This window comes from Bombella sp. ESL0380 (assembly GCF_009725805.1).
Taxonomy (GTDB): domain Bacteria; phylum Pseudomonadota; class Alphaproteobacteria; order Acetobacterales; family Acetobacteraceae; genus Bombella; species Bombella apis.
In genome coordinates this window covers 180,225-201,292 of sequence record NZ_WNIH01000004.1, presented here as the reverse complement: position 1 = coordinate 201,292, position 21,068 = coordinate 180,225, and the positions used below count along the sequence as shown (strand labels likewise).

General features: G+C 58.5%; 22 protein-coding genes and 4 tRNA genes. 21 read left to right on the top strand and 5 right to left on the bottom strand.

Translation table 11 applies throughout. The features are described 5' to 3' along the window. Positions 1–16 precede the first annotated feature (16 nt). From rplS to GM608_RS05550, 6 genes are all read left to right on the top strand, one after another. Positions 17–394, top strand: a complete 378-nt coding sequence (gene rplS / locus GM608_RS05575; protein WP_043559775.1) for a 50S ribosomal protein L19 — start codon at positions 17–19, stop codon at positions 392–394. Between the two features lie 30 nt (positions 395–424). Next, complete coding sequence (gene leuC / locus GM608_RS05570) at positions 425–1,867, top strand: 3-isopropylmalate dehydratase large subunit (RefSeq protein WP_043559777.1); 1,443 nt, start codon at positions 425–427, stop codon at positions 1,865–1,867. A 2-nt stretch (positions 1,868–1,869) separates the two neighbouring features. Further along, positions 1,870–2,532, top strand: coding sequence for a 3-isopropylmalate dehydratase small subunit (gene leuD, locus GM608_RS05565; RefSeq protein WP_043559780.1), 663 nt, complete (start codon positions 1,870–1,872; stop codon positions 2,530–2,532). Then, positions 2,529–3,638, top strand: coding sequence for a 3-isopropylmalate dehydrogenase (gene leuB, locus GM608_RS05560; RefSeq protein WP_043559783.1), 1,110 nt, complete (start codon positions 2,529–2,531; stop codon positions 3,636–3,638). Before leuD ends, leuB begins: the two co-directional genes overlap by 4 nt. Positions 3,639–3,722: 84 nt before the next feature. Beyond that, positions 3,723–4,925 (top strand): pyridoxal phosphate-dependent aminotransferase, encoded by a 1,203-nt coding sequence (locus tag GM608_RS05555; protein WP_154980852.1) that lies wholly within the window; start codon positions 3,723–3,725, stop codon positions 4,923–4,925. After that, positions 4,925–6,130 (top strand): pyridoxal phosphate-dependent aminotransferase, encoded by a 1,206-nt coding sequence (locus tag GM608_RS05550; protein ID WP_333645175.1) that lies wholly within the window; start codon positions 4,925–4,927, stop codon positions 6,128–6,130. Before GM608_RS05555 ends, GM608_RS05550 begins: the two co-directional genes overlap by 1 nt. 51 nt (positions 6,131–6,181) lie before the next feature. Here GM608_RS05550 and GM608_RS05545 read toward each other — a convergent pair whose 3' ends face one another. Then, positions 6,182–6,715, bottom strand: a complete 534-nt coding sequence (locus tag GM608_RS05545; RefSeq protein WP_043559792.1) for a thioredoxin family protein — start codon at positions 6,713–6,715, stop codon at positions 6,182–6,184. 167 nt (positions 6,716–6,882) lie between these two features. On the opposite strand from GM608_RS05545, the gene GM608_RS05540 reads away from it, so the two are divergent. Beyond that, on the top strand, positions 6,883–7,203 hold the full coding sequence (locus GM608_RS05540; RefSeq protein ID WP_227449715.1) for a hypothetical protein: 321 nt from the start codon (positions 6,883–6,885) through the stop codon (positions 7,201–7,203). Here the strand turns inward: GM608_RS05540 and GM608_RS05535 are convergent. After that, the gene (locus GM608_RS05535; RefSeq protein WP_043559796.1) at positions 7,200–7,628 is read right to left on the bottom strand and encodes a DUF423 domain-containing protein; all 429 of its coding nucleotides are present in this window, start codon (positions 7,626–7,628) and stop codon (positions 7,200–7,202) included. The genes GM608_RS05540 and GM608_RS05535 overlap by 4 nt on opposite strands. A gap of 77 nt (positions 7,629–7,705) precedes the next feature. Between GM608_RS05535 and GM608_RS05530 the strand changes: the two genes are divergently transcribed. From GM608_RS05530 to GM608_RS05520, 3 genes are all read left to right on the top strand, one after another. Continuing rightward, positions 7,706–8,257, top strand: a complete 552-nt coding sequence (locus GM608_RS05530) for a DUF4142 domain-containing protein (protein WP_043559799.1) — start codon at positions 7,706–7,708, stop codon at positions 8,255–8,257. Positions 8,258–8,522: 265 nt separating this feature from the next. After that, complete coding sequence (locus tag GM608_RS05525) at positions 8,523–9,086, top strand: hypothetical protein (RefSeq protein WP_156878850.1); 564 nt, start codon at positions 8,523–8,525, stop codon at positions 9,084–9,086. A gap of 11 nt (positions 9,087–9,097) precedes the next feature. Then, positions 9,098–10,261 carry a glycosyltransferase gene (locus GM608_RS05520; RefSeq protein WP_166651600.1) on the top strand — a complete coding sequence of 388 codons (1,164 nt, stop codon included), beginning with the start codon at positions 9,098–9,100 and terminating at the stop codon, positions 10,259–10,261. Between the two features lie 17 nt (positions 10,262–10,278). Here the strand turns inward: GM608_RS05520 and GM608_RS05515 are convergent, their stop codons facing one another. Both GM608_RS05515 and GM608_RS05510 read right to left on the bottom strand, forming a co-directional pair. Continuing rightward, positions 10,279–11,715, bottom strand: coding sequence for a glycosyltransferase family 2 protein (locus tag GM608_RS05515; RefSeq protein WP_249109578.1), 1,437 nt, complete (start codon positions 11,713–11,715; stop codon positions 10,279–10,281). A gap of 61 nt (positions 11,716–11,776) precedes the next feature. Continuing rightward, positions 11,777–12,673, bottom strand: a complete 897-nt coding sequence (locus GM608_RS05510) for a glycosyltransferase (RefSeq protein WP_086431487.1) — start codon at positions 12,671–12,673, stop codon at positions 11,777–11,779. Positions 12,674–12,736: 63 nt separating this feature from the next. Here GM608_RS05510 and GM608_RS05505 point away from each other — a divergent pair, with 63 nt between their 5' ends. After that, positions 12,737–14,671: a glycosyltransferase family 2 protein gene (locus GM608_RS05505; RefSeq protein WP_333645172.1), complete on the top strand. Its 1,935-nt coding sequence runs from the start codon at positions 12,737–12,739 to the stop codon at positions 14,669–14,671. A gap of 74 nt (positions 14,672–14,745) precedes the next feature. On the opposite strand, the gene GM608_RS05500 is transcribed toward GM608_RS05505, so the two are convergent. Next, positions 14,746–15,348 carry a hypothetical protein gene (locus tag GM608_RS05500; protein WP_043559806.1) on the bottom strand — a complete coding sequence of 201 codons (603 nt, stop codon included), beginning with the start codon at positions 15,346–15,348 and terminating at the stop codon, positions 14,746–14,748. Between the two features lie 165 nt (positions 15,349–15,513). Between GM608_RS05500 and ispH the strand changes: the two genes are divergently transcribed. The 10 genes from ispH to GM608_RS05450 all read left to right on the top strand — a co-directional run bounded on the left by ispH (position 15,514) and on the right by GM608_RS05450 (position 21,066). Next, positions 15,514–16,536, top strand: a complete 1,023-nt coding sequence (ispH, locus tag GM608_RS05495; RefSeq protein ID WP_043559807.1) for a 4-hydroxy-3-methylbut-2-enyl diphosphate reductase — start codon at positions 15,514–15,516, stop codon at positions 16,534–16,536. 6 nt (positions 16,537–16,542) lie between these two features. Further along, positions 16,543–17,493: a homoserine kinase gene (locus tag GM608_RS05490; RefSeq protein WP_333645171.1), complete on the top strand. Its 951-nt coding sequence runs from the start codon at positions 16,543–16,545 to the stop codon at positions 17,491–17,493. Continuing rightward, positions 17,486–17,977 (top strand): ribonuclease HI, encoded by a 492-nt coding sequence (gene rnhA / locus GM608_RS05485; RefSeq protein WP_081563262.1) that lies wholly within the window; start codon positions 17,486–17,488, stop codon positions 17,975–17,977. Before GM608_RS05490 ends, rnhA begins: the two co-directional genes overlap by 8 nt. A gap of 82 nt (positions 17,978–18,059) precedes the next feature. Further along, positions 18,060–18,135: transfer RNA gene (locus GM608_RS05480), tRNA-Asn, on the top strand. A gap of 138 nt (positions 18,136–18,273) precedes the next feature. Continuing rightward, positions 18,274–18,349 (top strand) — tRNA-Asn (locus GM608_RS05475). A 147-nt stretch (positions 18,350–18,496) separates the two neighbouring features. Beyond that, complete coding sequence (gene gpt / locus GM608_RS05470; protein WP_333645192.1) at positions 18,497–19,012, top strand: xanthine phosphoribosyltransferase; 516 nt, start codon at positions 18,497–18,499, stop codon at positions 19,010–19,012. 80 nt (positions 19,013–19,092) lie between these two features. Further along, a tRNA-Pro gene (locus tag GM608_RS05465) sits at positions 19,093–19,169 on the top strand. A gap of 20 nt (positions 19,170–19,189) precedes the next feature. Further along, a tRNA-Arg gene (locus GM608_RS05460) sits at positions 19,190–19,266 on the top strand. A 392-nt stretch (positions 19,267–19,658) separates the two neighbouring features. Then, entirely contained in the window at positions 19,659–20,288 is a 630-nt protein-coding gene (locus GM608_RS05455) for a hypothetical protein (RefSeq protein WP_043559812.1), read from the top strand. Positions 20,289–20,418: 130 nt separating this feature from the next. After that, complete coding sequence (locus GM608_RS05450; RefSeq protein ID WP_333645170.1) at positions 20,419–21,066, top strand: hypothetical protein; 648 nt, start codon at positions 20,419–20,421, stop codon at positions 21,064–21,066. Positions 21,067–21,068: the final 2 nt, after the last annotated feature.

Here is a 21,068-nt window from a genome sequence, read left to right as displayed (position 1 = left end):
TTCGGGAGTTTGAAGCATGAACATCATTCAGCAGTACGAGGCGCGCGAAATGGAGCGTCTTTCCGCCATTCGCAGCGTTCCTGAATTCGCCGCCGGTGATACCGTGCGTGTTGGCGTGCGCGTTGTTGAAGGTACACGCGAACGTGTACAGGTCTTCGAGGGTGTGGTGATTGCCCGCTCAAACCGTGGCCTGGGCAGCAGCTTCACGGTGCGCAAGGTCTCCAACGGTGAGGGTGTGGAGCGTGTTTTCCCGCTTTTCTCCCCGACGATTGCTGATATTACGGTTGTTCGCCGTGGTAAGGTCCGTCGTGCGAAGCTATACTACCTCCGTGGCCGCTCCGGTAAGTCCGCCCGTATTGCCGAGCGTCCGCGTGATGTCAAAAAGGAGGGCTGATTTTCAGCTCTCATAAGGAGATGAGAGAGAATGCAGAATCCGGTTACCCCTAGAACTTTGTATGACAAGATCTGGGACGATCATGTGGTGAAAGCCCTTGAGGACGGAACGAGCCTTCTCTACATCGACCGCCACCTCCTCCATGAGGTGACCAGCCCGCAGGCCTTCGAGAGTCTGCGGGCCGCAGGGCGCCCGGTGCGGCGTCCTGATGCCACGATGGCCGTGGCAGACCACAACGTCCCGACCTCCGACCGCTCCCAGCCGGTGGAAGACCCGCAGAGCCGCCTCCAGATCGAAACGCTGGAAGCGAACGTCAAGGAGTTCGGCGTTCCCTATTTCCCATTGCGGTCCCGCCAGCAGGGCATCGTGCATGTTGTCGGACCGGAGCAGGGCGTCTCCCTGCCGGGCATGACGATCGTCTGTGGAGACAGTCATACTTCCACGCATGGGGCCTTTGGCTCGCTGGCGTTCGGCATTGGCACGTCCGAGGTGGAACATGTCCTGGCCACCCAGACCCTGCTCCAGAAGCGCAGCAAGAACATGCGCGTGCGAGTCGAGGGTGAGATTGCTCCCGGCGTGACAGCCAAGGACATCATGCTCAGCATCATCGGCCGTATCGGTACGGCAGGCGGCACCGGTCATGTGATCGAGTTTGCCGGCTCGGCCATTCGCAAGCTGGACATGGCCGGACGCATGACGCTCTGCAACATGTCCATCGAGGCTGGTGCCCGTGCCGGTATGGTGGCCCCTGATGAGACGACGTTTGAGTATGTCAGGGGGCGTCCTTTTGCGCCGCAGGGTGAGGCTTTCGAGCAGGCCGTGGCGTACTGGAAGACCCTCGCCACGGATGAAGGTGCCCACTTTGATGAGGAAGTGGTGCTGGATGCTGCCGAGATCAGCCCGTCCGTCACATGGGGCACCAGCCCCGAGGATGTCCTGCCCATTACCGGCACCGTGCCTCGTCCCGAAGATTTTGCCGACCCGGCCAAGGCCGAGCGCATCCGCCGCACACTGGCCTATATGGGGCTGGAAGCGGGTCAGAAGATTGCCGGTACGCCGGTGGATGTCGTTTTCATCGGGTCCTGCACGAACAGCCGCATTGAGGACCTCCGGGCTGCTGCGGCCGTGCTGAAAGGCCGCAAGGTGGCAGACGGCGTACGGGCCATGGTCGTGCCGGGTTCCGGTCTGGTCCGTCATGCGGCGGAGCAGGAAGGGCTGGACAGGATTTTCCGTGATGCCGGTTTTGAATGGCGTGAGGCGGGCTGCTCCATGTGTCTGGGCATGAATCCCGACAGGTTGAGTGCCGGGCAGCGTTCTGCTTCCACTTCCAACCGTAATTTTGAGGGGCGTCAGGGGCCGGATGGCCGCACCCATCTCTGTTCTCCGACAATGGCTGCTGCGGCTGCCGTGACGGGGACACTGTGCGATGCACGGGACCTGCTGGAGCCGACAATGGCAGAAGGAGCCGCCTGATCATGGAAAAATTCACCCGTCTGACAAGCGTTGCTGCCGCCCTGCCACAGGAGAACGTGGATACGGACCAGATCATCCCGGCCCGTTTCCTCAAGACCATTCGCCGAACAGGCCTGGGCGAGCATCTTTTTGCAGGCCAGCGTTACGATGCTGATGGCCGGGAAAATCCGGACTTCGTGCTCAACAAGCCGGCCTATCGCAAGGCCGGCATCCTGATCACGCTGGATAATCTTGGCTGCGGGTCATCCCGTGAGCACGCCCCCTGGGCCTTGCTGGATTTCGGCATACGCTGCGTGATCGCTCCCAGCTTTGCGGACATTTTTTACAACAACTGTTTCAAGAACGGCATCCTGCCGATCCGTCTTCCCCGTGAGCAGTGTCTTGCCCTGATGGAGGATGCCAGCCACGGCGAGAATGCCCGCCTGACGGTTGATCTGGAAAAGCAGGAAATCCATCGCCCGGATGGTGAGGTCGTGTCTTTCGAGATGGACCCGTTCCGTCGCCAGGTTCTTCTGGAAGGGCTGGATGATGTGGCCCAGACACTGAAGAACCATGAGCAGGCCATCCGTGAGTTCGAGGCCCGTCCATCCCGTGCCTGGGTGCCGTCCACGAAACAGCCGGGTCGCCCGCAGAGTGTCATTGGTAGCAAGGGAGAGCAGGCATGAGCGCAAGACAGAAAATCCTGCTGCTGCCGGGTGACGGCATCGGCCCGGAGATCATGGAGCAGGCCGTTAGGATCATCGACTGGCTGAAGGCCGAACGTGGCCTCGATGTTGACCTGTCGGAAGACCTCGTCGGTGGGGCCTCATTGGCGAAGCATGATGTGCCCATCCGGGATGAGGTGATCGCCAAGGCCAAGGCTGCTGATGCCGTACTGTTCGGCTCTGTCGGTGATCCTGCGTGGAAGGACGTGCCGTTTGACCGTCGGCCGGAGGTGGCCATCCTGCGCCTCCGCAAGGAGCTGAACCTGTACGCCAACCTGCGTCCGGCCAAGCTGTTCGACCCGCTGCTTTCCGCCTCTGCGCTGAAGCCGGACGTCGTGCGTGGGCTGGACCTGATGATCGTACGGGAGACGGTCGGTGGCGTCTATTTCGGGGAGCCTCGTGGAATCGAGACCCTGCCGGATGGCACGAAGCGTGGCGTGAATACGGAAGTCTATACGACCGCCGAGATCGAGCGTGTGGCCCGTGTGGCTTTCGACCTCGCCCGTCTGCGCAGTGGCCGTGTCTGCTCCGTGGAGAAAGGCAACGTCATGGAGAGCGGCCTGCTCTGGCGTGAGGTGGTCACGGACCTGCACAAGCGTGAGTATTCCGATGTGACGCTGACGCACATGCTGGCGGATAACTGCGCCATGCAGCTCGTGCGTGATCCTCGCCAGTTTGACGTGATGGTCACGGGCAACCTCTTTGGCGATCTTCTGTCAGACCTTGCCTCCATGCTGACCGGGTCTCTGGGGATGCTGCCTTCTGCCACGCTGGGCACGCCGGAAGGGTCGGACAGGCAGGCTGCCCTGTATGAGCCGATTCATGGCAGTGCGCCGGATATTGCCGGGAAGGGCATTGCCAATCCGCTGGCACAGATCCTGTCTCTGGCCATGATGTTGCGTTACTCGCTGGATCGTGGTGCGGATTCCGAGCTGATCGAGCAGGCCGTTTCCAACGTTCTGGCTTCCGGGCTGCGGACGGCAGACATCGCTGCTGCTGGTGAGAGCCGTGTCAGCACGGCGGAGATGGGAGAAGCCGTGCTGAAGGAACTTCAGAAACTCGCCTGATCTCCGGGTGATTGTGCTATGAACTGCCATGCGCCCGCCTGTGTCTTACGGGCGGGCGTTTTTTTGAGATGTAAGAGGAACGACATGTCACTCGCTGCCGAACGGATGGGGCGTATCCTGCCAAGCCAGACCATCGCCATCACGCAGAAGGCCAGAGCCCTGAAAGCGGAAGGGCGGGATGTCATCAGCCTGTCTGCTGGTGAGCCGGATTTTGATACGCCTGATTTCATCAAGAAGGCAGCGGTCGAGGCCCTCCAGCGTGGCGAGACGAAATATACCGACGTTGCCGGCACGCCGGCTCTCCGCAAGGCCGTGGCAGAACGGCTGAATGCTGATTTCGGTCTGGATTACCGGCCGGAGGAAATCTGCGTGTCCACGGGGGGCAAGCAGGTCATCTATAATGCGATGGTGGCAACGCTGAATGCGGGGGACGAGGTTGTCATCCCCGCTCCGGCCTGGGTGTCCTACCCGGACATCGTGCAGCTGGCGGATGGCAAGCCGGTCATCGTGCCGACCACGCCCGAGACGGGCTTCCGCCTGACAGCCGAACAGCTCCGCAGGGCCATCACGCCCCGGACTCGCTGGCTGGTGCTGAATTCTCCCTGCAATCCGACAGGCAGTGCCTATGCCCGGGATGAGCTGAAGGCCCTGACGGATGTCCTGCTGGAGCATCCGCAGGTCTGGATTCTGACGGACGACATTTATGCGAAGCTGACCTATGAGGGGCGGGAAGCCTGCACGGTCGTGCAGGTGGAACCCCGCCTGCGGGAACGGACCCTGACGATGAATGGCGTCAGCAAGGCCTATGCCATGACGGGCTGGCGCATCGGCTTTTCTGCCGCCCCCGTATCCCTGACAAAGGAGCTGATCAAGCTGCAGGGGCAGAGTACAAGCAATGCCTGCTCCATCGCCCAGGCCGCCGCTCTGGCTGCCGTGTCCGGTCCGCAGGATTTCATTGGCGAGATGGTGGCTGTTTATCAGAAGCGGCGTGATCTCGTGGTGGATGCCCTTTCTGCGGTTCCGGGTCTTTCCTGTGCCCGGCCGGAAGGGGCTTTTTATGTGTTCGTGTCCGTACAGCAGCTTCTGGGCAGGCGCACGGCAGGCGGGCATGTGCTGGAAAGTGACGAAGATTTCGTCAAGGCCATGCTGGAGGAGGTCGGGGTGGCCGCCGTTCATGGCACGGCCTTCCTGCTGCCGGGTTATTTCCGGGTGTCCTACGCCACCAGCACGGAGCTTCTGGAAGAAGCCTGCCGCCGCATTGCCCGTTTCTGTGGAGGGCTGGCCTGATGTTCAGACCGTCCCGGCGTCTCGCCACATTGCCCACGCCAGCGACGATCGCCATGGCGGCCCGTGCCCGTGAACTGAAAGCGCAGGGCAAACCGGTCATTTCTCTGGCTCTGGGGCAGCCTGATTTTCCATCTCCTGCGGCAGCTCTTGATGGAGCCGTGGCGGAAGTGAAGGCTGGCCATACCGGCTATCCGCCCATTCCGGGGCAGAAGCCGCTGCTGGAGGCCGTTGCCGGGAAGTTCCGGCGGGATAACGGGCTGGACGTCTCGCTGGACCAGCTCATGGTCTGTAATGGTGGCAAGCAGGCCATTTTCAATGCGTTCATGGCCTCGCTTGATGATGGGGATGAGGTCATCGTTCCAGCACCATACTGGGTCAGCTATCCGCTCATTGCCCGGATGTTCGGTGGCGTGCCGGTGGAGATTGCCTGCCGGGAGGAAGACGGTTTCCGGCCCCAGGCCGAGGCCATCCGCCAGGCCATCACGCCTCGGACCCGCTGGCTCGTGCTGAATTTCCCCAACAATCCGACCGGTGCCATTCTGGAGCGGGACGATCTGGAGGCCATTGCCGCCGTCCTGCGGGAAGCTCCACATGTCATGGTAATGAGCGACGAGATTTATGAGCACCTGACCTTTGATGGCAGGCATCATCTCTCCCTGCTCAATGTCGCTCCGGACCTTGCCGACCGTATCCTCATCATCAATGGCATGAGCAAGGCTTATGCCATGACAGGCTGGCGGGTCGGGTTTGCCTGCGGCCCGGTGCCCCTCATCAGGGCGATGATCAAGGTGCAGGGCAATACGACATCAGGCATCTGCACGCTGGCACAGGGCGGTTCCGTGGCAGCCCTGAAAGAGGATCTTGCCGGGGTTCAGGCCATGCGTGAGACCTACGAACGGCGGCGTGGGCTTGTGGTTGATGCCTTGCGGCGAATCGAGGGGCTGAGCTGTGCCCTGCCGCAGGGTGCCTTTTATGCCTATCCGGGGCTGTCTGCCCTGATCGGGCGGAAATCTGCCGGGGGGCGTCTGCTGAGTGATGACGTGGCCTTTGCGGAGGCCCTGCTGGAGGAGGCTCACGTGGCAACCGTGCCGGGTTCAGCCTTCGGCTATGGGCCGCATCTGCGCCTGTCCTTTGCGGCGTCTGACGAGGAACTGGAAGAAGCCTGCCGACGGCTGGCAGGCTTCGTGCAGGGAATCACGGACTGACAGAGACGGGGCCATGTCTGCTGCTGGCAAAGAATGGCCCCCCCTCCGTTTTCAGGGACGCTGGTTCCACTCATTCAGGAGGGTGATGACGGATTGCGGAGCCATCTGGCGGGCCGAACCGAGGGCGAGGGTGCCGTCAGGGTTCAGCAGGCGGCCCTGGGGTGTGAGGATCAGGACCGTCGGGACGGCCTTGATGGTCACGCCATACTGCTGGGCCAGCTCCATGTTGGTATCAAGATGCCCGACATTGACGGGGACGATCACGAAGTGCTCGTCCAGCCACTGGCTGACGGAGGGAACGGCGAAGATGCCTGCAAGAATGCGGCAGTCCGGGCACCAGTTCCCTCCGAAATCCAGAAGGACACGCCGGTTGGTTCTGGCGGCGGTCAGGAAGGCTTCATGAACCTGTCTGGCAGCCAGGTCAGCTGGCGGGTAAGGCTCATGGGCGGGAGTGATGGTGGTCATTCTGCTGATGTCTGGCAGGGGAGCGGGTGCTGTTGGGGCTGGGCTGGCACCCTGCGCAACACCGGAGGAGAGGAGAAGGCCCATACCGGCAAGAGCCAGGGCGGAGTGGTAAAAACGCATGATCTCTCCTGAGACAGTGGGTTTGTGAAGAATTCGTTCCCTATTGTTAGCGGCAAGGTAACAACAGGACGTTAAACAGGCGGTGGACGCCGAGCTTTTCTTGATAAGCCATGAGGTCATGAATTAGGGTAGAATCTTGGGTTTGATAAGGCGATGGTGTGCTTGTGGTGAGACGGAAACGGCCAATTTTTTATACTGCTTCCCGCAAGGAGGTTTCAGTCCTTTCGACATTGGGGCGGATGGTCGTTCTGCTTGGGCTTACCTGTGGCCTGCTGCTGGTGGTCAGGTTCTACCAGCCTGCAACCCGTCTCATGCAACATGCTGTCAGCACGGCATTGTGGCAGCGGCTTTATGGTCTGTTTCATGTCGAAACGGCTTTGGGGCGTGAGCAGCTGATCCTGATCGGAATCGTCCTTTCCTGTTTCCTGCTTGCCCTGCTGATACAGCTTCTGGCCCTGTGGCTCATGAATTGGGTCCGCCGTCGTTAGGAGCCTTTCAGTGGGGAACGGATGAAGGCGGCCGAAGCGACGCAGAGCCACGAGAGGATAAGTAGCGTCCCCCCTGTCGGAGCCAGCCGTGCCGGGAACAGGATCCCGAAGCCATGCAGCGTGACAGGGATGCTGAACAGGCTGGTCCCCAGTGCCAGACCCGTGCAGCCGAAGGCGAGGCGTTGCGGGTGGAGGTAGCGGCTGGCCGGTGTCAGGGCACAGAGGGCGATGCCGTGCCAGAGGGCAATATCAGCAGCCATGTGCATCATGCTTCTGCCATTGGGGACAGGAAAGACCGTATCTGGCAGATGTGTGGCCGCAGCCTGACAGGCAACGGCCAGACTGGCATAGAGGGCTCCGAGACTGAACAGGCCTCTCAGCAGGAAGGCAGTTCGGGAAGAAATTGCCCTGTCATGATTCTGCATATTGATTATAACCCGGCTGAAAAGGAGATGCGGGCATTGTCTCAGCTGCCCGAGAGGATGAGAAGGGGGAACGTCGTATGAAATTTCGTTTTGTGGTTTGTGCAGGGCTGCTGTCTCTGGGGGGGTGTGGTCTCACGCCGCCTTCAGCTCCGCGGGTTCCGCCTTTGCCAAAGGGGCCTGTCACGCCCGTACCGAAGCTGGCTGCCGATGATGCCGTGCTGTTGCAGCAGATCAACCTGCGTGCTGCCTATATGAAGGCTGCGACCGATCTGGCTGCGTTGCATAGTGGTGATGAGCTCATCAAGGGGTTTGCGGCCCAACAGTCCAAGGATTACGACAAACTGCATGCTGATGCCCAGAAGGTGGCAACAGCCCATACGCTTTTATTGGTCGAGACGCAGTCTGGCATACAGCAGAAGCGTCTGGCCACGCTGGGCCGGTCATACGGGCGGCCTTTTGACAGGGCTCTGCTTTATGCGTTGACCCATGCTTCCACGGCACGGGAGAGGGCTGCGCTGGCACAGGCTAAAAAAAGTGGCAGCACGGCAGACATGAAAAGTCTGGCAGGAACAGCGCTGGACCTTCTAAACCGCAGCCAGGAACAGGGCCTGGGTCTGATTCGCCGGTGATGCACTTTGGCGTCATGGGGGCTGATGCGCCCTCCTGTAATATGGCAGAAATTTGTCATATTTTTGACGTTTTATTGATGGTGTGTTAAAGGGCTAGTATTGAGAGTAGAAGACCTATCCTGATATCTTTCTGTACAAATGCCGTACCGGTTCTTGTCTTCCTGAGAGCAGGTGATGCTCCTGATGTACAGGAAAAAGGAAGAGGTTTTTCTGTTGTGACATATCATCAGGATCGACGAACCAGGACATGCAGAACGATTCGCCTTTGACTGAGAATTCTCTTCGCAAGGCTCTGGAAAAAATGGGGGGCGGGCCAGCTGCCGTAGAGGCCGGAGATGGGGCACCGGGCCATGGTTACAGGGGCCATTCGGCGCCCCGTGGCCGATCTGCTCAGCAGGTGGGGCGCCGCCGTCGTTTTTCCGGGGATGATACGGTTGTTGTGGAGCATCAGTCACTGGGGCGCCCTACGCAGAAGAGGGCTGCGAATCGTGTGATGGCTGCCTCAGAGGCCGGGCAGGAGCAGGAAAGGCTGAAGCAGAGCCTGCAAAGGGAAAGGCGTCGGGTTCATGATGTAGAGGCTGAGCTTGCTACGTTGAACAAGCGGATTCAGGCCGTGAATACCCAGATGACACATCTGCGCCTCCAGGTGGAGGAAGGCAGGAAGGCTCTCCAGCAGCGTGATGAGAGCATCCTGCGCCTGCGGGCCGAGCTGCATCAGGCCCGGGAGCATCAGGCACGTCGTGCTGCCAGCCCGACCAGGGCAAAGCCAGCCGCCCCTGCGGAGGTGGATGACGAGGGCCAGAAACCTGTGCAATGGTGGGCGGACTGATCAACCATGCCATGATGACTGCACGTTCTTCTGCCATGGCTGGGTTTCCGGCAGCCGGAATGGGGGCAGCGATGGTCGACAGGATATGGCACGGGGGGGAATGGCAGACGGCACATCCCCTCAAGATCGTTCATGTTGGGGACTTTTTTTTCAGCCTGAAGAAAAAGGCGCCGACCCAGTTCAGTGTGGGGGGGAAACTCTCCAATGGCCTGATACGGAATGGCCATCACGTCATCAATTTTCCTTACAGGGATGTTGCACGCTCCGGTGGCTGGTTTGGTAGCCGCAAGATGGGCCGCCATCATCTTTTCCGGGCGCTGAAGGAATTCGTGGCGTTCAGTGCGCCTGACATTCTTCTGCTGGGGCATGGGTACATGATTCCCCCTTTCGTCATTGAGGAGCTGCGTCAGCAGCAGCCCGGCATGACAGTGGTGCAGTGGAATGTTGATGCCCTGTTCGTGGAGAGCAATGCCAAAGACTTTGCGGCCCGGCATCAGGTGGTGGATGCCAGTTTCATCTCCACGGCGGGGCCGGTTGTCCGGCAGGTGGTAGGGGAGAAGGGGCATGTTGGGTATCTTCCCAACCCGGTGGATCGCAGTGTCGAACGGGGACAGGCTTTTGCGCTGTCATATCCGGAAGCGGATGTTTTCTATTCCTGCGGGAATCCAGCCCGGTTGCGGACCATCTGTGGACGGGACTGGAATATGGAGGAATTTTGCGAGACGCTGGAGGAGCGCCTGCCCCCGTCGGTGCGTTTTGCCTATGCGGGGGTCCGTCGGCAGCCTTATGTCAGTGGAGCTGCTTATTCCCTTTTGCTGGAGCAGACAGCGATGGGGCTGAATATCAGCCGCAGGGCAGATTATTATCTCTACAGTTCAGACCGTCTTGCACAGATGATCGGCAACGGCCAGCTTGTCTTCATGGAGCGGCAGACAGGTTTCGACCGTATCTTCTCTGATCAGGAGATGGCCTTCTTCAGCAGTCTTGATGAACTGGTGGAGCTTGTCAGCCAGTACCACAAGGCGCCGACCCTTCGTAAGGATGCCGCCCGGGCGGGATGGCAGCGCTATCATGCCCTTTTCAATGAGTGCGCCGTGGCCGATTATATCATCGGCCAGACGCTGGGCACCCTGCCGGAAGAAGCCCATGCGTGGCGTCATTTGACCAACCTGTGAGGGAGAGGATTCCGGTTTCAGGAACTTTGTGTGATCCTGAAATCGGAGAACAGGGTTGTCCATCCGGCCAGCTCTTCTTCTTTTGAGCAGGTGTCCGGTGTTTTTGTGTTGGCGAAGATCATGCGCTGATCGGCGGTGGTAGCATCACCGAAATTGACGAACATGACCTTGAAGTCCAGCGCAGGATAGCGGGCAGCCAAGGCCTCTACCAGAGCTGTGAAATTGGCAGTGGCTGTATGGGCAGGACGATGCTGTCCGCCATAAAGATGACCATCCCGCCAGCTGCGGATGAACAGCACACGCCGGGACTGCCGGCAGAGCGTGTCAATTTCCTGGATCATGCCATGGAAACGGTGCCGCAAAAGAGGCAGCTGCTCATGGAATTTTTCTACGCTGGCCGGTTCTTCTTCCGGCTTGTCCAAACAGTTGTGGTAGGTGATCAGCGTGTCCCGGCAGCGCAGGGCCTTGTGATGGCCATAGAGGCAGTTGGTGGAAAGCAGCCCGGCAAAACTGTTCTGGAAGAGTGAGACCAGAGTGTGGAATGGCACAAGAAACTGGTCGAAAAGACCAGGGCCAGGGCGGCCGAAGTATCTGTTGAGGGCCTGATTGACTGTCTCATCCCCACCCAGAGAGATGATGCTGTCAAACTGCAGGCTTTCTCCGCCCGGTTCGGGAGAGGGGCGTGAAAGGGCTGCGGCGATTTCTTCACGGAACTCGAACATCTGCTCGTCGGTCCGCCAAGGGTGGCGGTAGAGCGGTTCATGGCGGATGGCATCATGGATGGCCTGGTTCCTCATGGCCAGCTCATGATTGCCGTGGCTGTGGGAGGGAAGGGTGTTCAACCCGCCTCTCAGATAGAAGAGCTGGCCACGTTCCGGGCTGAGGTGCTGTGCCAGGCCGCCATAGCCTGCCCGGAGAAAACGCTGGGTGTGTTCAACATGCTCTTCCCCGTATTTCTCGAACCGGACATCCAGATACCCAACGTGGGACAGGGCCTTTGCGTGATAGCCAACGCAGAAGGCCTGATGCATGGGGGCAATGAAAGGATCCTCTGGCGTGCCGCTGCCGGAGGAAATGTCATTGTCGATCTCTATGGTGATTTCCGGCATGAAATTGATGTGGCCATAGCGTTCAATGGCTTCAATCCAGGGCAGCTCCCAGCCGAAGACGGTAGGGAAGCAGTCATCCTCCAGGATAAGGATCCAGTCGCACCGTTTTTCTTCCTTGAGGTACCAGAGGACACGGTTGCGGTTCCACGAGATGCCCTTGTTGCGCCCGGTGACACAGGGAACATTCAGCTCCTTCAGCATGTCGGGCGTACCATCGGTGGAGCCATCATCCGCAACGACAAATTCGAATGTCGTGCGGGTATGACGGCGGATGCTGGCGATGACCTCCTTCAGGATGGCCTTGCGGTTATAGGTAATGATGCCGATGCCCAGTTTCCCGGCCATGAAATGCCTCGCCAGTCTGTCATTGAGTGAAAGGGAAGATGAAACCTGCTGTACCGGGGCCCTAGGGAAAGGCCCTCAGCACATCCCCGAGCAGCCGCCGGAAATCTTCTGCGTATGGGCCATCCCATCCTGTCCATGGTTTGGGGAAGCCGGAGAAATGCACGGCAAAGGGATTGGCCAGCCCGTCATCGTAAATTTTCTTCCACTCTGCCGGGAGGGTCTCACTGGCCTCGACACAGCCCGGCCCCCAGCAGACATTCCAGTTCTGGTGGATGAAATGGACCTTGCCATAGAAGATGCGGTTGAGGATGTCCTGGTCGCTCATCCAGAACAGAGTGCTGCACAGGTGGCCACATTCCTCCGCCTGCGCCTGGCTGATCTCGGCCATGTTGAAGACAAGAACGCCATTCTGGAAGTAATTGTTCGAGTCCAGCACACCAAGGGCCCCGCAGTGATAGTCCACCAGCGGGGGGCCCCCAGCAATGGCCTGCGGCAGGCGGAAACCGTTGGTCTGGGCCGGGATGAGGAGCAGGTCCCGCGTTGCACCGATCTGCGCCGTGGCGGGGATGCTGTAATAAAGCAGGCTGGGGCAGGCCCGCAGCAGTATGTCATCGCTCAGATAGACAATGCGGGAAAAGTTGGCGAACAGGGTTGGCACAGCAAGGCTGTAGAATGTCGTGCGGTCTGTCGTGTCGAGATAGGCCGGGTTGTATGTCTGCATCCATTCGGAGACATCCACGAAGTGGATCTGGGAGCGTCTGCCATCAAAAAGACGCCGGCCTGCTGTCATGGTTTCCTCCGGCAGGCCCTCATGCAGCATGTAGAGGGCAAGCCTCACTCCTGGCAGAAGGTTGTTGATCCCGGAGAGGATGGTAGCATACGCATTGGGTGCACTGTGCTCTGTCAGAGGCAAAGCGACAGGAATGAATTCTGCAGGTGGTGGAAGAACGGTTTGCATAAACAGGCCAGATTATTTAACAGACTCCTGTAGATAATAGGAGCATCCTGAAGGGTAGGCAACATGATGCTGGAAGGGCATGGGGTGGTAAAGGTGGCTTTTCATTATCTGGAGACAGCACATCAGGGTTGGCTGGCTGTCCGGCGCAAGGATCATGGAATCTGCCATGTCCGTTCCGACGAGATGACACGCCGGGATGAGGATGGTGAACCTCTTTATGTTCCCCTGCTGGCGATGACGCTCTCCGACCAGCTAGATTACGTCTTTCTTGTCATGGGCCCGGAAGGTGGGGAGCCTCCGCTCCTCTGGATCAGGCATTTCTCTTACAGGGGGGCCGTGCTGCCCTTCCGCCGTGTCGATATCGTGGGGCATGAGGGGCGCATAGGACTGCGGAACCTCCTGCGGTCCAGCCTGTGCTGTACAGCCCAGCCCTGGAACAGCCAGGGAGGTGTCAATGAGTTTCTTGGGGACTGCAGCCATCTGATGGGCTGGGAGCAGTTCCAGCTGCATGAGGTTGCGGCAACAGAGGAACTGCAACGCCTGGGCGAGGACATGGCTGCCCATTTCAGGATGTTCCCTTCAGCGGATGATCTGGAGCAGCTGATAGACACATATGAGGGGAGCCATCTGGTCTGGCTGCTGGATGCCATGATGCCGGTGGCGGCCTGGTCTGCTGTCCGTGAGGTGGGGCAGAGGCTGCTGGAGCGGCCTTCCCTGCGTGAGGCCCTGCTTCGTCAGGCGGGGAGCAGTCCGTGGCGGGATGGCTGGCAGTGTCTTGCCCGCTGGCTGGAGGACAGGGAGAGTTATCCTGCAGCCGAACGGGGCTGCCCGCTGGGGGATGACGTGCTGACATGGGGGCAGGCGGACGCACCGGCTGGCTTCATCCATGCAGCCCTGCATGCGGCCCGGGCCAGCGTGAAGCCACGCAAGCGGGTCTGCATGATGTCCACGATCCGTAATGAAGGCATCTATGTTCTGGAATGGATCGCCTATCATCGGAGCATAGGGGTCGAGCATTTCTTCATTTACAGCAACGACAACAATGATCGCTCGGACCTGCTTCTGAAGGCCCTGCATGATGAGGGGGTCATCACCTTCATCGAGAATCCCGTCCAGCCAGGGATGTCCGCCCAGACGAAGGCTTACGGGCACGGGTTGAACGTGCTGCCGAACATTCTGGATTATGAGTGGTGCTTCATTCTGGATGGAGATGAGTTCATCACGCTGGCACCATCCTACCGGACGGTGGGTGAGTATCTTCAGGGCTTCTCCCGCTGGGAGAGTGATGCCATCGCCCTGAACTGGAAGTTCGTGGCTTCCGAGGTCAACCGGGATGGGCTGGCGGACCTGGTCCGGCCGTTGACACAGCGGAATCGTGACATTGTCTCCCGTGGTGGGATCGGTGAGGGCTGGCGGCTGGTCAAATCTGCCGTGCGGCCCGGTCGGGCCATACAGTCCCGGCCGCATCATCCGGTCTGGCTGCAGGCAGACAGATTCACATACAGACTGTCAGATGGGTCCATTCACAGTTACCGCAATCCGCCCCCCGGCATCGGGGCGGACCCTGCTTTTGCTGACGGCGGTCATTACGAAGATATTTACATCTCCCATTACTACTACAAGTCGATCATTGAATGGGTCTGGAAATATGCCCGGAACAGCGGGCTGGACGGTGCCATGTCCTTCGGTGTGGAGCGGTACGCCGACTATTGGGCCAATGCCTTCATCTGCCAGATGAATGACCCGCATGAGGGGCAGAATGAAAATGTCCTGAACCGTGCTGATGGACTGCTGGAAGAAATGGTGAAGCTGCGGAGCATCACCGCCATCGCACAGGCCGAGAACATCGTGCGCGAAACCTGGCAGGAGCGGCTCCTGGCCCTGCTGGACATGGTGGAGGAAGCTGACGTGGCCTCTCGCCTGAAGGAGGAGTGGCGTTATGTCCTTGATCCTCTGGCGGAGGAGCGGCTCGGCAGCATTCCGCTGCATCAGGTGTAACAGGGAAGGGCCCTCCAGGACTTGGAGGGCCCTTTGTTCATGGGGCGTGCAGGGGGCTGCCTGTCTGGCGCCAGTTACTGCACATGCTCGTGGAATTGCGCTGCACGCAGGTGGCTGCGGTTATAGTCCAGTTCGCTGTGATTCAGCTGAAGGCCGATCTCCATGGAGTAGGGGCTGATCTGCGGATTGTTGCCTGTCGGCACATCAATGAACCGCAGTGGCGTGCTGCTGTGGCTGACAGAGACGGTTGGAGGCAGCTTCACTGTTTCGGTAAAGACTTTTTTGTCCACGATGGCCCCATCCTGAAGGATGGCCACGAAATAGGGAACCGTCACACTGTCGCTGCTGGTGGCAGGGCCACGTTCCAGCTGGAGGTTCAGGCTGACACGAACACGGGTCATGGGCCGTTTCTGTGCATCCTGCGGGCCAGTACGGCAGTCTCCCTGAACACCCAGAATGTGGGTGGAGGTCAGGCGGTGGGCGGCATCAAGCCCTTTTCCATCATAAGTGATGCGGTCCGCCACCTGGCCGGGAACATCGAACCTGGGGCAGGCCGGAGCGAAGGTATGGGTGGTATCCGCCTCCTCGCACCCGCTGAGAAAACCAGCCAGCATGAGGGAGCCGAGGCCCGCTGCAAGGCGGGGAAAGATGCGGGATGAGGGGGAGAATGCAGGCATCGGACTCAGAAAACTCCACAAGAAAATGGCGCAGGACATTGCAGCAGACGGCAATACGGACGATATAGAGGCCCAGAATGGTGGTGCAGGATAGCCCATGACCTTGCATGGAGCACCACCGGACCGTTCAATATCGTATCGTTCATCGCCTGCCTGGGGAAGATTATGTCAGAACAGACGACGCCTGTAACCTCCAACTCTGCCGTCCCCGGAGCAGATTCGGCCACTGGCAAGCCGCCACTGAAGATTCTGCTGGCTGGACCACGCGGTTTCTGTGCCGGGGTGGATCGTGCCATTCGGGTGGTCGAGGAGGCTCTGCGCCGTTATGGGGCACCCGTCTATGTCCGCCATGAGATCGTGCATAATCGCACTGTCGTGGAAGGGCTGGAAGCCAAAGGTGCCATCTTTGTCGAGGAGCTGGATGAGGTGCCAGAGGATGGTCACGTCGTGTTTTCAGCCCACGGCGTGCCCAAATCCGTTCCGGCAGAGGCGCAGCGCCGCAATCTGCTGTACCTGGATGCGACATGCCCGCTTGTCTCCAAAGTGCATCGTGAGGCTGAGCGTCATTTCGCCGGGGGTGGCCCGGAGCAGCGCCATATCCTGATGATCGGTCATGCCGGGCATCCTGAGGTGGTCGGCACCATGGGGCAGCTGCCGCCAGGGGCTGTTACGCTGATCAATGATGCGAAAGAAGCGGCCGAGGTCCAGCCGAAGGACGTGGACCGTCTGGCCTTCATCACGCAGACGACCCTGTCCGTCGATGACACGGCAGAAATCGTGGACATCCTGCGGTCCCGTTTTCCCAACATCGTGGGGCCCCGCCGGGAGGACATCTGCTACGCCACGACAAACCGTCAGATGGCCGTGAAGGAACTGGCTGCGGAGTGTGATCTGGTCATCGTCATCGGCTCACCGAATTCTTCCAACTCACAGCGTCTGCGGGAGGTGGCCGAGCGGTCTCTGGCCAAGCGGGCCCTGCTGGTGCCAAAGGTTTCCGACATGGACTGGAATGAGCTGGAGGGTGTCAGGACGCTGGGCATGAGTGCCGGTGCGTCCGCTCCGGAGAGCCTTGTGCAGGAAATGATAGAGCAGCTTTCTGCCCGTTATGACGTGACAATCGAGGAGCGTATCGTGAAGGAGGAAAACATCAATTTCCGCCTTCCCCATCCGCTTTCGGATGCGGTCTGATCGCTCATGGCGGTTTATACGGACCTTCAGGAAGGGGACTTGCGGGACTTCCTGTCACTTTATGACATAGGGGAGCTTCGCTCTTTCACCGGGATTGCGGAAGGAATAGAGAACAGCAATTTTCTGGTGAAAACCACTCAGGGGCGCTTCATCCTGACGCTGTTTGAAAAACGCATGAAACCGGAGGAGCTCCCGTGGTTTCTTGGGCTGATGGCGCACCTGGCGGGAGAGGGGATAGCCTGTCCACAGCCTGTCGTGGCGAAAGACGGGATGGCTCTGCGCCAGCTGGCAGGTCGGCCTGCCATTCTGGTCAGTTTTCTGGAGGGGCAGTCTCTGGAGGTGGTAACCCCGCAGGCCTGTGAGCAGGTCGGGCGGAGTCTGGCACGTCTGCATGAAGCCGGGCTGGGTTACAGGGCCGAGAGGGCCAATGCTCTGGCACCGGAAGGTTGGGTTGAGCTGTTTTCCCGGTGTACGGATGGTGGTGATGAGGCGGTGAAAGCCCTGATGGCGGAGGTCCGCACAGCTCTTTCAGCGCTTGTGGCAGCGTGGCCGGAGGCCGGGTCCCTGCCTCGTGGGCAGATTCATGCTGACCTGTTCATGGATAATGTCTTTTTCCAGAATGGTCATCTCTCTGGCATCATTGATTTCTATTTCGCCTGTACGGACTTTCTTGCTTATGACCTGGCCATCTGTCTGAATGCCTGGTGTTTTGAGGACGAACGTCATTACCGGGAGGACAGGGCTGAGGCACTTTTGCGCGGGTATGAACAGGTTCGCCCGCTGAATGTTGCCGAACATCAGGCTCTGCCGATTCTGTGCCAGGGAGCGGCCATGCGGTTTCTGCTTACACGTCTGTATGATTGGGTGCATACGCCAGAGGGGGCTTTGGTAACCAAAAAAGACCCTTGGGCCTATCAGAGACGGCTGCATCATTTCCGGAAGGCAGGCCATGTCTGACAGGGCGGAGAAAGGGGACGCAGCTCCCAGCACGCAGGTGGATATCTGGACGGATGGAGGCTGCAAGCCCAATCCTGGGCCAGGTGGCTGGGGTATCCTGTTCCGTTGTCAGGGTCATGAGCGCACCATGAAAGGCGGGGCGGCGGAAACGACCAACAACCGCATGGAGCTTACGGCGGCTGCCGTTGCTCTGGAAACGCTGACACGCCCCTGTGTGGTCAATCTTTACACGGACAGTGAGTATTTGCGGAATGGCATCACCCGGTGGCATACGGGCTGGGTACGGCGCAACTGGCGCAATGCATCGGGAGACCCTGTGGCCAACATGGATTTGTGGCGGCGTATCCTGGAGGCAGCCAAGCGGCATCAGGTGGACTGGCACTGGGTAAAAGGTCATTCCGGGCATGCAGAAAATGATCTGGTCGATCAGCTGGCGACTGAAGGGCGGGAAGAGCTGGAAGCCGGTTCTGCTGCCGGGGATTGACGGTATTCGGAAGATTCTTGCCGAGAAATCTTTTCTGGGGCTTTACCTGCCGGGGGAGATTGGCTAGACAGGCTCCAGCTGATCCCGAATAGCTCAGTTGGTAGAGCAAGCGACTGTTAATCGCTGGGTCGTAGGTTCGAGTCCTACTTCGGGAGCCAGCCTTTCATTCAGGTCCGGGCCATATGGCTGCGGGCCTTTTCTGTATCCGGAGCGGATACGGGTGAAATTATTTTCTAATTTGCTGAAAAAAGGGGCTTTACCTGCCGGAGGAGATTGGCTAGATAGGCTCCAGCTGATCCCGAATAGCTCAGTTGGTAGAGCAAGCGACTGTTAATCGCTGGGTCGTAGGTTCGAGTCCTACTTCGGGAGCCAGCCTTTCATTCAGGTCCGGGCCGTATGGCTGCGGGCCTTTTTCATGCTTCCCATAAAATAAAACAGCATGTTGTGGTTCTGCCAGTTTCTGTCTTATCGTATGATAGGGGCGTGGAATAATGCATGATTGAAGGGCACGAACAGAGCATGACAGGCACCGTACAGACGCAGGGTTCGCAGAGCATCAATTATGCGACGGTGACATGGGACCAGCTGCATCGGGATGCCCGCCTTCTGGCCACGGAGCTGATGCGCAAATATCGTCCGTTTCGTGGCATTGTGGCCATCACGAGGGGAGGGTTGATTCCAGCGGCCATTCTGGGGCGGGAGCTGGGATGCCGTCTGATCGAGAGCGTGTCTGTCGTCAGTTATGCAGGTGAGGAAGGAACCCAGCAGGAGCCAAAGCTGCTGAAAGCCCCGGAAGCCGCAGGTGATGGGGAAGGATTCCTGATCGTGGATGATCTTGTGGATTCGGGGGTAACGGCCCGTTATGTGCGGGAGATGCTGCCCAAAGCTGTTTTTGCCTGTTTGTATGCCAAGCCGGATGGGCGGCCCTGTACCGATCATTTCGTGACGGAAGTGCCGCAGGATACGTGGGTTCTCTTCCCATGGGACATGGCGCCGCAGTTTGTTGCGCCACTGAGCCGCAGTCACAAGGCGTAATTTTTTGAAAAAACACTTTTTTCATGCAAGAAAGTCCCTTGCCTGTACGGTGAAGTCCCTTTAAGAAGGCATCACGTCGTCGGGGCGTGGCGCAGCCTGGTAGCGCGCCTGTTTTGGGTACAGGAGGCCCCCGGTTCGAGTCCGGGCGCCCCGACCACGTCATGCAGCAAGGCAGGAGCGCCCTTAGCTCAGCTGGATAGAGCAACAGCCTTCTAAGCTGTGGGTCGCTGGTTCGAATCCAGCAGGGCGCACCATTATGCCGCCTTGTAGTGTCGCTCCGTTGCAGAGTAGTCTCCCTATAAAATATCCGTTGGGCTCATGTAGTTCTGGCCTGTCGCCTGCATGCAGATGCGGGTGGTGGATGTGCGTTACATAGTAAAATCTGTCCATAATGTGCTTCTGGCTGCCCTGAAGAGGAAGCGGGACGTGATGGTGCGTAAGCATATTGTTATCTGGACAAGAGATGGAGGTGCGAAGGAAGGTTGAAGCGGGGACGTGGTGGTCTATTATCATTATGTTTTGTTTATTTAGTACATTATTCTTTACTGTTTTTTTTGTTAACAAATTTCTTTCATGAAAGGAGATGTTTACATTTTTTCTGCCCTGTTATAACTTGCTTCATAACCTGATGTAATGAGGTGTTACCATGAGTGAGAATCGTTTGCAGCGTCTTTGGGTCATGGACTGGTTCGGTCATGTGATCGATCAGCCTTCAGAGGGTGGTCCACTGATCCGCGATTATCTTTCTCCGGGGGCTTATCCGGACACGTTTGTATTGTCTTCCTGGCCGCTGAAAACGCCGGCCCGTGTCATGTTCCGCCATACGTCGAGCGTTGCCCAGAACCTGCCGGATGCCCAGTTTGTGGCTGCAGGTGAGAATCTGGTCGCTCTTGAAGACCAGGATTCCGGCACGTTCTTCTCGATCAATCCGCGCAATAACGATACACACTGGAATTCTCCGGCTGTTTATGACTGGGAGCGCTTCATCCTTCTGACCAAGGAGATGCTGGATGGCTTTGCCGTCCTCCAGGATCGTTCTTATGGTGAGGTGCAGATGAGCGGGCATCCGGTTCCTGCTCTGGTATGGCCTTCCGTTGCTGAGAATATTGGCAATTTCGCCTGGCTGGGTGGGTTTGCATTCTCCATCACGCGCAATCTGGAGAATCTGGCCAAGATTGGTGCGACTGCGCCGGGTAAATCTGTGGATGTGACCCTAGTCAGCCCGCATGGTGATATTGCCAAGCTGTCCATTGTTCGTTCAGAGAAAGAACTGTAAGAAATTTCGTCCCATCCCTCCTGCGAGGGATGGGATTTTTTACGTTAGACAGAACTGTTATTTGCGAGCCAGAGAGTTTCAGGCGAAGAAATTTCAAGTGGATTTGATGCTGTTTTTGGGGAAATGAGTGATGTCCGGGGACGTTTTGCCTTACTCATTTGATAAAGTCTGGTTCATGGACTGTTTCGGGCACGTTTTGTGCTATGCGCCGTATCGTAAGGTGCTGGCGCGGGTTCCGTTACAGGGTTCTTTTCTGAGTGGGTTCGTGGCAGGTCCCTGTCCTTTTCCTAATAATTTCATACCGCAGTGGCGTAATATTTTTAACAGCCTGGTTGAGTTGCCTCCGTTCAGGATATGCCCACAGGATGGGGGGCTGGTAGCCTTACATAATGAAAAGACAGGTCACTACCTCAGCATAAATCCGTCGAACAACAAGACCGCTTTTTCTCCGGTTATCGCCGACTGGGAGCTGTTCTGCCCTCTTCAGTACGATGTTTATGTGGGGCTGCTCGTTGTTACGGACCCCGGCATGGCCGAGATTTTCTGTGAAAATGACGAACGGGAGGTTTCGGGGCTTTATTTTCTGGGGCCGGGTGACAATAAGCCGTTTGTTGCCAGTTTTGATAGAAAACGCATTGGTTTTCTGGAGAACCTTTCTACATTTGCGAGAATAGGTCGCCTGAAAAAGGGAGAGACTGCAAAGTTCCTTTTCAGGGGATTTATATCCGGGAAAGAGTACACCATGCGCATCACGCGCCTTAAAGAGATAGCGTTCTGAGG